The 14,954-nt window shown below is 62.8% G+C and carries 11 protein-coding genes; all 11 read right to left on the bottom strand.

Annotated elements, in window-relative coordinates; genetic code table 11:
- Positions 1 to 219: 219 nt before the first annotated feature.
- The 11 genes from AC0KXH_RS19145 to AC0KXH_RS19095 are packed head-to-tail and all read right to left on the bottom strand — an operon-like array spanning position 220 to position 14,796.
- A complete protein-coding gene (locus tag AC0KXH_RS19145) occupies positions 220 to 741 on the bottom strand; it encodes a hypothetical protein (RefSeq protein WP_439931930.1) in 522 nt (173 codons plus the stop codon).
- Positions 716 to 3,358, bottom strand: coding sequence for an N-acetylmuramidase family protein (locus AC0KXH_RS19140; RefSeq protein WP_488223889.1), 2,643 nt, complete (start codon positions 3,356 to 3,358; stop codon positions 716 to 718). The genes AC0KXH_RS19145 and AC0KXH_RS19140 overlap by 26 nt, the downstream gene beginning before the upstream one ends.
- A gap of 35 nt (positions 3,359 to 3,393) precedes the next feature.
- The gene (locus AC0KXH_RS19135) at positions 3,394 to 5,475 is read right to left on the bottom strand and encodes a type VI secretion system Vgr family protein (RefSeq protein ID WP_488223888.1); all 2,082 of its coding nucleotides are present in this window, start codon (positions 5,473 to 5,475) and stop codon (positions 3,394 to 3,396) included.
- 21 nt (positions 5,476 to 5,496) lie between these two features.
- Positions 5,497 to 6,474 (bottom strand): serine/threonine-protein kinase, encoded by a 978-nt coding sequence (locus AC0KXH_RS19130; protein ID WP_043222656.1) that lies wholly within the window; start codon positions 6,472 to 6,474, stop codon positions 5,497 to 5,499.
- Positions 6,471 to 7,202 carry a PP2C family protein-serine/threonine phosphatase gene (locus AC0KXH_RS19125; RefSeq protein WP_041108940.1) on the bottom strand — a complete coding sequence of 244 codons (732 nt, stop codon included), beginning with the start codon at positions 7,200 to 7,202 and terminating at the stop codon, positions 6,471 to 6,473. The genes AC0KXH_RS19130 and AC0KXH_RS19125 overlap by 4 nt, the downstream gene beginning before the upstream one ends.
- Positions 7,202 to 10,741, bottom strand: a complete 3,540-nt coding sequence (tssM, locus tag AC0KXH_RS19120; protein ID WP_488223887.1) for a type VI secretion system membrane subunit TssM — start codon at positions 10,739 to 10,741, stop codon at positions 7,202 to 7,204. The genes AC0KXH_RS19125 and tssM overlap by 1 nt, the downstream gene beginning before the upstream one ends.
- 25 nt (positions 10,742 to 10,766) lie before the next feature.
- Entirely contained in the window at positions 10,767 to 11,633 is an 867-nt protein-coding gene (icmH, locus tag AC0KXH_RS19115) for a type IVB secretion system protein IcmH/DotU (RefSeq protein ID WP_043222662.1), read from the bottom strand.
- A gap of 2 nt (positions 11,634 to 11,635) precedes the next feature.
- Positions 11,636 to 12,967 carry a type VI secretion system baseplate subunit TssK gene (gene tssK, locus AC0KXH_RS19110; protein ID WP_488223886.1) on the bottom strand — a complete coding sequence of 444 codons (1,332 nt, stop codon included), beginning with the start codon at positions 12,965 to 12,967 and terminating at the stop codon, positions 11,636 to 11,638.
- A 4-nt stretch (positions 12,968 to 12,971) separates the two neighbouring features.
- Positions 12,972 to 13,448: a type VI secretion system lipoprotein TssJ gene (tssJ, locus tag AC0KXH_RS19105; RefSeq protein ID WP_488223885.1), complete on the bottom strand. Its 477-nt coding sequence runs from the start codon at positions 13,446 to 13,448 to the stop codon at positions 12,972 to 12,974.
- 5 nt (positions 13,449 to 13,453) lie between these two features.
- Positions 13,454 to 14,647 carry a type VI secretion system-associated FHA domain protein TagH gene (tagH, locus tag AC0KXH_RS19100; RefSeq protein ID WP_200290401.1) on the bottom strand — a complete coding sequence of 398 codons (1,194 nt, stop codon included), beginning with the start codon at positions 14,645 to 14,647 and terminating at the stop codon, positions 13,454 to 13,456.
- A 14-nt stretch (positions 14,648 to 14,661) separates the two neighbouring features.
- Complete coding sequence (locus tag AC0KXH_RS19095; protein ID WP_041108952.1) at positions 14,662 to 14,796, bottom strand: hypothetical protein; 135 nt, start codon at positions 14,794 to 14,796, stop codon at positions 14,662 to 14,664.
- Positions 14,797 to 14,954: the final 158 nt, after the last annotated feature.

The following is a 14,954-nucleotide window of genomic DNA, read 5'->3' as shown; positions in this document are numbered from 1 at the left end:
TTAGGCGGCAAGCCATTTGGCTTGCAAAAAGATATGCAGCCACGTAGCGATCACCGGACCAGCTAATAACGGCTCGAATTGCCTGTGATAGCGGCTAGTCCATATCACCCTGGTAAACGGGATAGGTCATCTATTTAGAAGCTCGCCAGCCAAGAAAGTAATCTGCTCCCTTTCAGCTCCTGTGGCCACTCACATCACAACCCCTTCTAGATTGAATATCTAGTTTGCGCAACCTAAAGCATTGTCCTTGTCGCATTTAAGAATTGAGGATAGAGGTGATAAACTTCCAGATGCTTTTCCGCGACATTCAATATCTACTTCCTTGCTAGCGTCTTTTATAGATGAAACAATAATTCCAGAGCGTTCTGCTGGTGTTTCTTCCATGTCGTAGTCCTTGTAGATCTCATACCTATAGCCGCCCCTGACAAAGCTCACCCTAAAGTAGTCAGCTCCGTATCGAAAGTAATGATTAAATCTAAAAGGCTCAAAGTTATTTTCTGGCGAAGCAGCCTGAGTCAGCTCTGGATTATCTATAGTTCCAAAAAAATAGCTGAGAGATGACGTGCTGCCATTTACTTCCGCAGCGCAGAGTCTAATTAATTTAGATCGTGTTGTTTCGCATGAAAAATAAATCTTCTCTCCGTCGGGACAAGCCGCCTCAATAGGTAAATGACTTTCACCATAAGCAGAGTTGCTCAGAATGCTTGCGGCAAAACTACCGGCGACGACTAAGTGCTTCATAGTTTTCTCTCATTTTCATATCGTAGCCTTCTTGCGCCGGCCCGTTGTAAGCTAGTGCAAATTGTAACCAGTCTCTTTCGCGAATAGCGGTTAAAAGGCGTCTGTCAGCCTTAATGAAATTTACGAACCCCTTAAGGTGATTTTTCTCCGAAATACTAATATCCCTAACAAAATTCTCTACCGTTGAATAGCCTGCGCTAATATGATTTCTTCCCATTATTTGAAATCTTCCCCAAGAAGCAGATTTTAGCGCTGCGCTGGAGTCAAGCTTATATGCCTTGAGGAGTTTTTTGTATTGAGCGCTAAACTTACCATACCCTCCTCTGTTAGCGTTGGATATATCTGGGTTCGTTCCGCTATGTATGCCTCTCGTTAACTGGTGGAAGTAATGTCTTTCATATAAAATTGACGGCACTGCATCATCCTTTTCTTCCTTGTAATAGCTGCCTGTGCCCCCGGTTTCAGTAACAGCTACAGCCTTAATTGCATTAATTTCACATTCCAACGCACTAGCCGCAAGGACGTAATCGCTCTCATCAATCTTGGATTGATCATAAAGCTCCAAAAACGGCAGCTCTATTTCTTCGCCGTCAACCCATATTCTAGGGTGCCTCTTAGGCATGTTTATTGAGCCAATAAACCCGAGGGATTGAAAATGCCAAGCGCTTCCATCTGCACTGATACCATCCTTACCCTTCAAGCTCTCCCACCAACTCAATTGCTTGATACGCGCCTTTTCGCTTTCCCAATTCTGGTTCGGATCAACATACGGGATATGCCCCATCAACGGATCCAGTTCTTCCCATTTATCGGCCTTCCAGAACCACTCGCTTTCATGATGCGTAATGAGTTGTGCGATGGATTGTGCATGCCAAGGTTTTGCTAAGGCGCTACGTATCTCGGTAGCAGTGAGCTTGTTGTCACGGTTGGTGTCGATGATGTTATACAGCCTTGCCTTTACTGGCCCCTGGTCTTCCTGGCTGACCAGGGCACGGTAATTGGCGCGCTCCTCGTCGGTGAGTAGACGCAAGGCATCATAGAAGTAAGCAGCTTTGCCGATGGGACGGCCGGTTTCCTTGATGAAGTCATAGCCCATCCACTCCCAGGGGCTATGACGAGTGGTAATAGGCTCCTGTTCTGCCAGCCAGCCACTGATGGGGTTACCGCTGCTATCGGCAAGGAGGTTGTCCAGCCGCCACCAGCGGTTCACCACAGGTGTGCTGCTGCCAGGCATGATCGTGCTGGCTTGCAATTTGTGGTCGGCTGGGAGTGCATCCAGCACGCTTTGCGGAATGATCAGGTCTACGCCGACGGTTGTTCCAGCATCGCTGGTCTTCGGCGGATTGCTAGCGTTGATATCTTCACGATGTGGGATGAGTTTGCTGGCACCCTTGTAGACCTTCAGGAGGGTTTTCTGTTGATCGGGCAAACCGTTAGCCCATGCCCGGCTTTGGGCGATGAAAGCGGGTACGTCCTCACAACTGAAAACCTCCAGATGCAGGAGTGGTTTGGCACCCCCTTCATCGTGATTCTGGTACTGGCCAAGGTGCCCAATCAGCTCGCCAGCCTTGATCGGATAGGGCTTAGGCAATACATGCACTTGATCCAACACGGGTTCCGAGCGAGTGGCTTCTAGCGAGCCGAAATGCACGAAGCCATTTATGTTGTGAGTACTATTGGCCGACAGCGGCAATACGTCATGCCCTTCGATGATCTGCTGTAATTCCCGATAGGCCGTTGTTCCAGCCTTGAGCGAGAACTTTGCTCCAACAGGGAGCAAGCCGGTTTTCGGATCGCTACTTTTGCCGTTACCCGTTTTTCTTACATTCAGGCCTTTTTGTGGGGCAAGGCTCGGCTCCTCATCATCGGCATCGTCTGCGACCAGAAAGGTATCTGGTTCACCCGCTACGGCTTGCATTTCCTTGATGAAGACCCACGACTCTGCGCCTGTGAGCGCGGGTATGGCGCAGCCTTCCACGATGCTCAGTAACTTGCGCCAGTTGGAAGAGTCGGTGCCTGGAGCGACCTTCACCTTGGTGCCTTTGGGTAGCAAGGCAGTGACTGCGCCATTCTTGGGGGCTGCACGTACTCGCAAGCCGCGCACGCTATCGACAGCCTTATCGGGCTTCACGCTGTACAGCGTCTCACCCATAAAGGCGGGGGCTGTAGGTGCTCCTGCCTTGCTGTAGCTGTCCCAGTCCAGCAGGTGCATGTAGAGGCTGAAAAAGGTCAAGGAGGGGGACGGTACAGGCGTCACGCCTTCCTTCGGCGGCAAAGCTGGCGCCTCCAGGCGATGTTTGACCAAGACAAAACAGCGCGAGAATGGGGCCAAGAAGGTGGTTTTCGCTGAGTTGAGGTAGAGGCTTTTGGGATAGCTTTTGTCGATTCGATAGGCGATCACCTCGCCATCGGCAATGCAGCACACTTGGGATTGATCGAATACCACCGCTGTCTTGTCATCGAAATGAATGCCGCCATGCCACTGGCCATTCTTGCCGATGGGGTAGTAGCCACCGCCCGCCTTGGCCATCGCGGTCAGATGTTGAATGGGATTGAGATTTTCCTCCTTGGGCTTGAAAGGAAAGCTCCAGTTGTTGACTTTGGTCGTGTCGCTCATGTCTACCGATCCTTGATTGATTACTTCCTAAGCCATCAGCCCGAGAAGTTGAACATTCGTTTGGGCTGCTTGGGTTCTGAGGACTCATTCGCCAACGCCTGCTCCAACAAGCTCCCGGCCTTGTCGCTATCGGCCATGCTCGGCAGCACCGGTGCTTTGATCTTGATCCCCGAACCCTTGCCCGGTGCGCCGCCGGCGTTGATCCGCGCCAGCGGGCCGGAAACGGTGATGCCGCCCGGGTCGAGCTTGATGAAGCTGCCGCCGGCCTTGAGGGTCAGTTCGACGCCGGCTTCGATGACCATCTTCTGCCCGGCCTTGAGGTGGATCTCGCGACCGGCCTTGGTCAGCTGGGCGGTGCCGAGCTTGATGTGCTGGGTCTGGCCGACGGTGAGGTGGTCGTCGGGTTTGACTTCCACCTTGCGATCGCCGGTAACGATCAGGTGTTCTTCGGCCTTGTATTCGCTGTAGCTGTTGGCCTCGACGGTGTCGTGGCGTTCGTGGCCGACGCGGATCTTCTGGTCGTGTTCGATGTTCTCGTCCCAGTCGCGCTGGGCGTGGAGGTAGATCTGCTCTTGGCCCTTACGGTCTTCGATGCGTAGCTCGTTGTAGCCACCGCCGCCGGGTGAGCTCAGCGTTTTGAACACGGTGCGGGTCTTGTTGGCCGGCAGGTCGTAGGGCACGACGTGCTCGGCGTGGTACAGGCAGCCGGTCACCAAGGGCTGATCGGGATCGCCTTCGAGAAAGGTCACCAGCACTTCCATGCCGACCCGCGGAATCGCGATGCCGCCGTAGCGGTCTCCGGCCCAGCTGGAGGAGACGCGCAGCCAGCAGCTGGTCTTGTCGTCGGCCTGGCCATGACGATCCCAATGGAACTGGACCTTCACCCGTCCATATTCGTCGCAGTGGATCTCTTCGCCGGCAGGTCCCGTGACCACGGCGGTCTGGCTGCCGAGCACCTTGGGTTTCGGATGGCGCAGGGTCGGGCGGAAGGCAACATCCCAGGGCGTGGCGGTGAAGTGGTTGCGGTAACCCTGGTGGAACTCGGTGGCGGCCAGTTTCCCCTCACCCCAGCCCTCTCCCCGGCGGGGAGAGGGGGTTGCACTGTGCAAGTTGGGCGCGCTGGTAATCGACTCTTCCAGCACCTGCGGCTGCTTGCCTTCGTGGAGCACCTCGTCCAGCAGCCAGAGCTGGTTCCAGTCGCTGCGGGGATGCTCGGTCAGCTCGAGGAAGTGACCGCTGACCAGCGAGGGCTGGTCACTTTCTCCTTCGGCCCGTTCGTAGTCGTGGCGGTGCCTTTCCAGCGCCCGTTGGGCCAGGTGCTTGCCGCGGCTGCGGTCGACGAAGCGGCCGGGGTAGTCGTAATCCTCCAGGTCCGGCTGGAAGTCACTCTGAAACGCCGCTTCCATGGTCAGGCGCGGCTTCTCGAAGTCGTAATCACGACGGGTCACGCGGCTGATGCGAGTCTCCAGCCGCAGGCCGAAGCGCTTGATCACCGGGCGATCGGCGACCAGTCCGGAGTCCTGCTGATAGGCCACCGGTGGCAGCGTGGGAAACACCGTCTGGTCGTCGCCGAACACCAGCACATGGCCGTCGGCGCTGTGCTGGAAGTGATAGTGGATGCCTTCCTCCTCGCAGAGGCGTTGGATGAAATGCAGGTCGCTCTCGTCGTACTGCACGCAGTACTCGCGTTCGGGATAGACCACCGAGCCGAGGTCGAAGCGGTGGCCGACGCCGGCGAGGATGCCGTGCTCCTCGAGCACCCGGGCGACGATCTGCGGCACGGTCAGGTGCTGGAAGATGCGCTGGTTGCTGCGGTGGGCGAGATAGGCGAGCTGCGGCACCAGCGTTAGGCGGTAGCGGGTCAGGCGTTTGCCGGACTCACCCTGCGCGATGCGATGGACCAGGCCGTGAATGCCGACCCCGTCCGGGGCGAAGGCGAGAAAGGCCGGCTGATGCAGTAGCGTTTCCAGCTCCAGGTCGGGGCGTTCGCTGACCAGTTCGACCCCGAAGGCGAAGGGCGTAGAGAGGGCCTCGCGGCCGCGGAATTCGAGCACCTGCAGGTCATGCTCGACCGGCAGCTGCAGGCTGAAATGGGGTTGGTTGGCCGGGTTGAACATAGGCGACATCCTGTCCGGTGATCATCCATGGTGAAGGCCCAGCCAGCGCTTCCAGCGACTGGGCTGCGGTTGGCGAAAGGCCTCGAGCAAAGGGGTAACGCTATCCGGGCGCGCCGTGGGTTCGAACCTGAGCGCCTGGCGCAGCGCTTTCCAGCAGGCGGCCGGCAGGCCGGGCGGGCACTTTAGCGCGGCGTCCAGCGCGAGGGCCTTGGCCTGCTTGGCACTCAGCCGGCGGAACGGATGCTCGCCGGCGGCAAGCTCGTGCAGCACGCAGCCGACGGCGAAGACGTCCGCCGTCGCGGTGAGCTCGTGACCATCGAGGAGCTCCGGCGCGGCATAGCGTGGCGTCCAGGCGGCGAAGCGGTGGCGCGCCAGACGCGGTAGGCCGGGCAGCAGATCATGCAGCGGTTGACCCAGCCCGTAGTCGAATAGCCGCAGGCCATCCTCGGTAAGGATGATGTTGCTCGGCTTGATGTCTCCATGCAGGGCTCCGGCGGTGTGTGAATACTGCAGCGCCTCGAGCAGCGGTACGGCGATCTCGCGCAACAGCGGCCACGGCACGCCAGTGGGATGCTCGACGAGCACCTGATCCAGCGTCGGGCCATTCAGCCTTTCGAGCGTGATGAAGGCACGCCGACTGTCCTGGTCTACCTCGAAGCCGAAGAGCCGCACGATGTGTCGATGCCGCAGGCGCGCGGTGAGCGCAAACTCGCTGTAGAGCAGCGCGTGGGCGTCGGGATATTCGGAAAACTCTTCCGACAACGTCTTCAGCGCAATCCACGGTTCCGGATCGCCGAATTGCTCTCGCAGCAGATCTCGCGCTAGATACACCGCGCCCATACCGCCAACGCCGAGCAGGCGCTCGATGCGATAACGGCCATGCAGCACGTCGGGCAGCGGACCGACCGAGGTTGTCACGGGGGCGATCACCGCGGCCGAGGGGGCAAAGGCGAAATAGGTCTGGTCGCTCGCCGGAATGGCCTGGGCCTGGCTGCTCATGGGCGCACCACCACGGCGCTGAGGTTGTCGCGTGCCGGGCCGTCCAGCGCCGCATCGAACAGGCAGCGCAAGGCCAGGGCAGCCGAGGGCAGGCTGAGCGCGGCGCCCAGGGCATCTGGCGAGAGACTGCCATAGAGGCCATCGCTGCAGAGCAACAGGGCATCGCCTGGGTGGACCCTGAATTCCAACACGTCGAGCTGCAACTGCTCGCTGGCGCCAATCGCACGGGTCAGCGCATGGGCGCCGGGGTGGGCGGCCGCCTGAGCCGGGCTCAATTGCCCACCGTCGAGCAACTGTTGCAGCAGCGAATGGTCGCGCGACAGCTGGTAGAGCCTGCCACGCCGCCAGAGATAGCAGCGGCTGTCGCCGGCCCAGAGACAGACGGCGCGATCGTCCTCCCTCAGCAGGGCGACCACGGTGCTGCCCATCAGCGGTTCGGGGCGATCGGCCGTAACCGTGAGCGCCTGGCTGAGCTGTCGATTGAGGCGATGCAGGCATTGCCGCGCCGCCAGCAGGCGCGCGTCCAGATCGCCGCTCTCCGGCAGCTCGGCGAGCCGCTCGACCACCAGCCGGCTGGCCAGGGCGCCGTTATGGTGCCCGCCCATGCCATCGGCGACGACCCAGAGGCCCCGCTCCGGGCAGTCGAGAAAGGCATCCTCGTTGCGCGGGCGGACCTTGCCGGCCTCCGAACGCCCGGCGCTGCGCCAGGTTACGGTCAGCGCGGTCATCACAGCATCGCCGGGAGCTTGAAGTCGCGCAGCAGGGCGATGTCGAACGGATTCGGCGAGCGCTGGCTGTGCAGCAGATAGTTCGCCCGCAGGCCGGCCAGGTTGGCCTTGAGCATCAGCACATCGCGGCCGCTGTGATAGTCCACCTCCATCAGATCGACCAGACGGAACAGCGACCAGGGCCCCGTGTTCTTCTCGATGCCAACGCGCCGGCCACCGAGCTCCTCTACGACCAGGCTGGTACGGCCATCATCGGCTGGTGCCGGCCAGGTGAAGGCGGTCTGCACGATCGGGCCATGACGGTACTCGAGCTGCTGATCGCCGAAACGGAAGTCGGCACGGCCCAGGCTCGGATCCAGCGAGTAGGGTTCGAGCTTGAAGCGGATCAGCGGCTCGCCGGGGTTCTCGGCGAAGAAGCTGCGTTGAATGGTGCGCGCGCGGCTCATCTGGCCCAGAAACGCGCTGGATAGCGGCAGGCCGCGGCCATCCAGGCGACGAGGCCGATAGTTGCCGTCCGGACCGGTGACGAAGGGCCTGAGGTAGCGCTCGAAAAAGCTGTCCGCCACGCCCTGAGCCTTGAAGAACTCGCGGAAATCGGCGATCGCCACCTCGCTCTGGCTATGCGCATCGAACGGATAGCGCTTGTACAGCGAGTTCTTGTAGAAGGCGTAGAGCTCGCTGCGATAGCGGCTGTTGAGGTAGCGGTGCGCCTCATCGAGGACCAGCATCCAACTGTCCTCGGCGAGCAGGGTCAACCAGTTGCCGAGCGGCTGTGGCAGGCGGGCGGCCGCGCTGCGCAGTTCGTTTATGGCGTCGCGCTGTCCGCCCATGCGCGCCCGCGCCCATTCGAACGCCGCCTGATCGGACGCGCCGGCATGCGCCAGGCCGGCCAGCTGCAGCTGCAGCGCATCGATCGCCTGCAATGCCGGAGCCAGCTCGGCGCCAGGGCCGCCGACATCGTCGAGCAACTGGTGCAGGGTGGCGAAGCGACGCTCCAGCGCCTTGCGTGCGGTATCCGGCAGCTCCTTGGCCAGCACTGCCTGGGCCCGCTCGGCAGCCGCCGTGGCGAGGCGCGCGGCCTTGCCGAGCTCGCCGTCGGCCGACGCGACGGCAGCGGCTGCACCCTCGGCCTGCTCGGCGGCGTTGGCTATGCCGGCGAAGCGGGTGTTGTCGCGGATCTGCACCAGCAATTGCAGCAGCGGCGAATTGGCACCGGCCAGCCCTGCCAGCTGAGCGGCGCCCTGGCTGCCCTGAGGCAGCGGCATCACTGCGAGCTGGGCCAGCGCTTCGCCCCAGAGGTTGCCGTAGTCACGGAAGTACAGCTGCTCCATTTCCACCATGAGGCGCGCCAGATCCTGGCTGCTCAGGCTCTCGCCCTCGCCGAGTACCCAGTTGTCGCGCAGGATCTCGCGGACCAAGTCGCCACCCTGCGTGAGGTAGTACTGCCGGTAGCCCTGCTGTGTGTAGAAGCCGGGAATCCGGTAGTCGGCCCCGGTCAGCAGGGCGCCCTGCGGGCCGAGGTGCTGGTCGAGGCGATAGTCGGGCAACGCACGTGCCTGCTCGCGCAGCATGCGGTAGACCACCTGAGCGAGCGACTCGCTGCGCAGCGTCTGGCGCGCCTTCGCGATCAGGTCGTCATCCAGCGTCGGCGCGGCGAACGGTTGCTCCAGCAGGCGGGCGAAGTGGCTATTCAGGCCGTTTTGCGCCAGCGCATCGCCGGCGTAGCGCAGCGACCAGTCGGCCGCCAGCCACTGCTTGAGGAATGCCGGATCGCGGCGTGCCTCGATGCGCAGCATCAGGTAGGCGCGTAGGCTGTTGAGCAGCTCCTCACGATCGTCGAGGTTGGCGCGGATCTGCCCTTCGAGCTGGCGCGTCACCCGCGGCAGCAACAGTCGCTCCAGTTGCGCGCGATAAGCCTGGACGACCGCCGGCTCGACCGCCTCGCCCTGATATAGACCGCTGCGCTCGGACCAGGCGGCATCGCGCGGTGCGGGGAACACCTCGGTGGCGGCGTAGCTGGCGTCAAGCGCCGCCAGGGTGCGACGCGCATCGTCGGTCGGACCGAGCACCCGGTTTTCCTGCCCGATACGCTCGGCAAGTTCGCGCAACTGCTCGAGGCGCTCATGGTTGGCCGAAAAGCCCTGCGCCCAGAGGATGCCGAACAGCCCAAGGCAAGCCAGCGCGAAGGCATAAACGGCACGCTGGCCCCAGTCGATGCGGCGAATTTCCTTCTGGTCGAGCGAGGCCAGATCCGCCTCGGCGAAGATCACCCGGCTGAGCAGGTGGTGGATGAAGCGGGCACGGCCCTGGCGGAATGCCGGCAAGGCGCCACTGGCCAGGCCCAGTTGGCGCCCGATTCCCGAGGTGAGCGGATCGAGCGAGTCCTGCAGCTGCGGTGCGCTGGTCAGGTAAAACCCGCGCAGGTGGCTGGCACGCTGGTAGCGATTGCCGGCGAAGGCCAGCTCGATGAACAGGCTCAGGCGCTCCCCGAGCTGCCCCAGCTGGTGCGGAAAGTCGAGGATACGACCACGGCGCTGGGTGTCGCGCTCCTGATGCATGCGCAGGATGACCTGGCTGCTCAGGCGTTGCAGCAACGCCTCGAATGCTGCGCGGACTACCTGTGCGTCAGTGCCGTTCTGCTCCCGACGGAAGGTCGCACCGAGCACCTGGTCGCTTTCCTCGCGCGACAGCTGGTCGAAGAACTCGTCGAAACCGATCACCTTGTCCGCCTTGCTCAGCACCAGGTAGACCGGCAGCTCGGCGCCCAGACGTTCGCGGGCTTCGTGCAGGCGCTGCCGGGTCTGCCGCGCCAGCGCCTCGAGCTCCAGCTCGCTCAGCTGCTGCAGCTGATCGACCGGCAGGTTGACCAGCACGCCGTTGAGCGGGCGCGTCCGGCGTCGGCGCAAGAGGCCGAGCAGCGCGTTCCAGCCACTGGCATCGACCGCCGCGTCCGGCTGGGTCAGGTAGCGGCCGGCGGTATCGATCAGTACGGCATGCTCGGCGAAGTACCAGTCGGCGAAACGAGTTCCGGACACATCGCGTGTCAGGCGGCTGGCCTCGCCGCGGTTGAGCGGGAACTCCAGGCCCGAAAAGTCCAGCAGGCTGGTCTTGCCGCTGCCCTGCGGACCGATCAGCAGATACCAGGGCAGTTCGTTGCGCCATTTCTCGCTGCGTCCGCGATACAGCGACGACGTACTGAGGGTGCGCAGCGCGGCCTTGAAGCGCTGGCGCAGCTCGGCCTGCTCTTCGCCGATCAGGCCCTGGCGCCGCAAGCGCTCCTGCAGCTGTTCGTCGCTCGCGTCGGCTGCGGCCTGCCGGCTGGCGCGCCAGCTACTGAACACGAGAAACAGCCCCCAGCCCAGGCACAGCGTGGCGATGGTCAGCAGACGGCTGGGAGCCGACGCCCAGATGCGGTGCTCGGCCACCGCCAGCAGCGGGCCGGCAAACCACACCAGCAAGGCCAGCACCAACAGCAGGCAGAGGCTCCAGACCCAGGTCTTGCGGAAAAGCACGGCAAGCTTGCCGAAGAAGTCCTTCATGGCGTTACGTCCTTGTATACGGCGTTCATTCGAGCGGCAGCGCCGACTCGATCGACTGGTAAGGCTGCAGCACGGCGGTGCGCTGCTGTTCGAGCACCCAGGCAAAGCCGCCGTACATGACGCCCAGGCAGACCAGCGTGAACAGCGCAACCAGCCACCAGGGCACGATGCGCACCAGTCGGCGGCGGGTGTCCTTCAGCCCCTGCCAGTGCGGCGATACCTCGCGCGGTACGTCACCACGCAACTGGCGAATCTGCCGGTACAGGCTGTCGCGCACGGCCTCCAGCTCGAGCATGCCGCGCGGCAGCACGCGGTACTTGCCCTCGAAACCAAGCGACAGGCACAGGTACATCAACTCGAGCATCGGCAGGTGCTTGACCGGGTTACGCGAGAGCCGCTCGAGCAGCTGGAAGAACTTCTCACCGCCAAAGGTCTCGTTGTGGAACGACGACAGCAGGCTCATCTGCGACCACTGGCTTTCGTTACCCCAGGGCGTGGTCACCACCGCCTCGTCGAGCACGGTGCAGAGCACGTAGCGCGCGGCCATGACCTGGCTGCTCTCGGCGCCCTCATGCAGCGATCGATGCTCGAACAGCTTGAGGTCCGCCGACAGGCGCCGGTGCAGCGCCTGCAGGTCCTCGGCCTCGAAACTGTGCTTAAGGCGCACGACTTCGGAGAGCAACGCCGAAGCGGCGGCGACCAGCGGGTTGAGGCTGGCATTGAAGGACTCCGCCGGGCGCAGGCGCGCGGCATAGATCATCCGCTCTTCCAGCTGCTCGTAACGCGGCGGTTCGCTGAAGTCGGTCAGCGGGCTCTGCGCCGGTGCTGCCCCGTTGCGGTCGAGGATGACGGTGCGGTCGTCCTGACCGTAGTCCATGTCCCTGGTGGTCATAGCTAGTTCCTGATAGCCCAGAATTTCAGCTCGAGCCCGGAGAATTCTCCGGACACGTGGAAGGCGAAGCCGCCCGAGCGCTCGAGCTGCGCCAGCTCCTCGGAGCTCAGCTCCAGCGCGAAGTAGGTCTTGCCCGAATGGAAGGGAATCTGCCGCGGGGCCACCGGTAGCGGGCGGACACGAATGCCCGGCAGGTGCAGATTGACCAACTGGCGGATGCGCTCGACCGGGCCGACCTTCAGGTGCGCCGGCAGACGTTGGCGCAGCTCTTCGGAGTCGCACTGCGCGCTGGCGGCGAGTACGAAGGACGCGCTGCCGAGCAGCTTGTGGTCGTGCAGCGGCGAGACCTGGATGCCGTACTGGCGCTGCTGCAGCAGCATCTCGATGGCATGCTGCTCGAGCACCATCGATAGCACCTGGCGAATCGCATCCATCAGCCTGCGAAAGCTCTGGCCCTGGTCGCCGTGCAGATAACGGCCATCGAGCCTGGGCCGCTTGGTCTCGCTGGAAAAGGTCGCCAGCTCGCCGAGCAGGCCGAGCAGCTCGCGGTAGATCTGTTCGGGATGCACGCGCTCCAGGCCCAGGTAGTGCCGCAGCACCGGCTCGTAGCGGTTGATCAGCTGCAGCATCATGAAATCACCGACCTCGGCACCGCCGACCTTGCCGGTGGCGCGGATGCGCTCGGCGAGGATGTCGCCGCGATGCGCCAGCATGCTGATCACTTCCTTCAGGCAGGAGAGCAGGTAGCCGGATGCCTGGAAGTCGATATAGGTCGGGATGTAGTCGGCGTCGAGGCTGATCACGCCGTCGGGCGTGGTGTCCAGCACGTCGCAGAGTTTCAGCCGCACGTAGGCCTGGTCGCTGTCCTGCTCGCCGAGCAGCAGCCGGAAGTCGGGGCGCGCGGTGCTGACCTGGCTGACCGTGGTGTCGCCGGCATTGGAGTCGGCGACATCTTCATCATGGGCGACATAGCGGGCCAATACGTCCTTCTGTTCGAGCCGTCGGCTTTCGATGTGATTGGCGGTCACCAGCGGCAGCGCCAGATAGACCGGCGTATTGCTCGTGTTGGCGGGCACGTCCAGTGCCAGTGGCTCGCGCTCGGCACCGATTTCGAACAGGCTGCCATCCGGCAGTATGCCGCGGGCCTGGCTGAGCACCAGCTTGCCCATGTTGAGAAACTGGCGATCGATCTCCAGCTCGAAGAAGCCCCAGCTGTAGAGGCCGAGCTGTCGCGTGCGTGCCTTCAGCTGGAAGTCGTGGTATCGATCGTTCTGCTGAAAGTGCTGCGGACACAGCAGCATGCCTTCCTGCCAGACCACCTTGTTCATGGTCATCGCATCACTCCTGGCCGGGCTCGTCGAGTTCACGAATACCGTGCTCGCCCAGCTCCAGGCGGCTGTGGTTGCGTGCTTTCGGGCTCAGCGCGATGACCTGCCGCCAGTTCGTTTCCGGCAGGTCGCGATAGGCGGCGAGCACACCCACGTAGCGGCTGTCCGTGCCGACGTGCAGCTTCAGCTCGCGCCGCTCGCCCGGCCGCAGCTCCAGCTCTTCCTGCACCACCATGTCCGGCGACAGCACTTCCCTGGGGCGCTGATACAGCGAAAAGAAGTCCGCGTTCTGGAACGTCACCGGGTGCCTGAGTTCGATCAGGCGCACCACGATAGGCGATGGCCGGCCATTGAGGTCGGGGTTCAGCTCGTCGCTGCCGACCAATGCGAGATCGAGCTTGGTCAGCTCCGAGTACGGCGAAAGCGCTGCGCAGCCGGCAAGCAGCGACAGCCCGGCAGCGAGCAGCAGAGCGGAGAGTCGGGTCATGAGGTTCATCCTTGAAGGTCGGTGTCGAGGGTGGCGATCAGGCGCACCTGTTCCTCGTAGGTACGGGCGAAATCCCTGGCGAACAGGCGTTCGCTCCAGTCGTCGTCACGCTGAAGCCGCTCGTGCCACCGGCGATAGGCGCGCCAGCGACTGCCGGCGGTGGCCAGCAATGGCTTGCGCTCCTGCTCGAACCGCAGGGTCAGCTGTTGCGGCGACAGTTGCTCGAATACGCCCTTGACCGCGGCCCGGCTGGCGGCCAGCAGGGCGACCTGATGGGCCTGCAGATCGCGATAGCCGCGGCCGATCGCCTGCTCGGCCGGCAGCTGCCCCGGCTTGGGGGCCAGCAGCAAGGCCTGGACCGCCGCGTCGGTGTCGGGGCTGTGCTTGAGAGGGTTGTTGCCAGCACTCTGTACGGTGGTCAACGGCAGACGCAGCTCGTTCTTCAGCTCGCTGCGCGTGCGCAGTGCCTGCTGCAGGCTGCCGACACTCTGCCTGAACAGGCGCGCCGTGCGCAGCGCCAGGGCTTGCCGCGCCTGCTCGTCGAGCCCATCGAGGCAAAGGCCGAGCGCCTCGGCAAAGCTCGCCCAGAAATCGTCCCCCAGCCGCTCCGGCTCGGCTGCCGGGGGCGGTGCGTCGGCGACCGGCTCGGTGACCAGTCGCGGGACCTGCAGGTTCTCCTCGTCGATCTGTGCATAGTCGGGCTGCAGCGCCGCCGCGCTCACCGGCGCGAGCACCGCGGTCAGCTCATCGGTCTCGGCATAAATGCGTTCCTGCTGCTCGAGCGCGAGCATCGGGTCAAGGTCGAGAAAGGCGTCGTCGGGAATGATGCTGCCAGCCGGCTGCGGACGACCCACCTCGCTTTCGAACAGCGCCGGATCGCGGATCAGACGCGCCTGAATCTCGAAATCACCCAGGCAATAGATGTCACCGTGCTCGATGCGCTGTGGCTCGCCCTTGCGCAGTGCCGCCCCGCTATCCTTCAGGCGTATGCCGTTGCTGCTGGTGTCGGTGAGATAAAAGGCGCCATCCCGATAGCTGACTTCGGCGTGCCGGCTGGACACCACGCGCTTGCGGTCGGGAATCACCCAGTCGCAATTTTCCGCCCGGCCGATCAAACCGCCGGCCTGTTTGAACGACTTGCGCGCGCTCACGCCCGGCGCGAACTGCTGGGCACCGAGCATTTCGAAAACCAATTCCATGCGACTTCCCCCGCTCAGCTGGCGCGCTTGGCGCTTTGGGGTTCGCCCAGTGGCCGGTAGTCGGCGTCGTTGAAGCGGTAGTTGCCGGCGCAGCCGGTCAGCAGAAGCGTGGCGATGAGTGAAACGAGAGCGCAATAGCGGGCTAGCACGCGATTTCCTCCTTGAAGTCGTGTGTGCAGAAGGTGCGCGCCAGCCAGGCGCGACCCGATCGCCGCATTGGAGTTCAGTTCGCCACTGCACCGGGTGACGAGGTTCACGGAAAAACCGCTGAGCGGTGCAAAAACGAGAGTAAGGTCAGGTTGGCGGC

The organism is Stutzerimonas sp. CXK-1 (assembly GCF_057738225.1).
The sequence above is the reverse complement of the archived record's forward strand: the minus strand, read 5'-3'. Positions and strand labels throughout refer to the sequence as shown.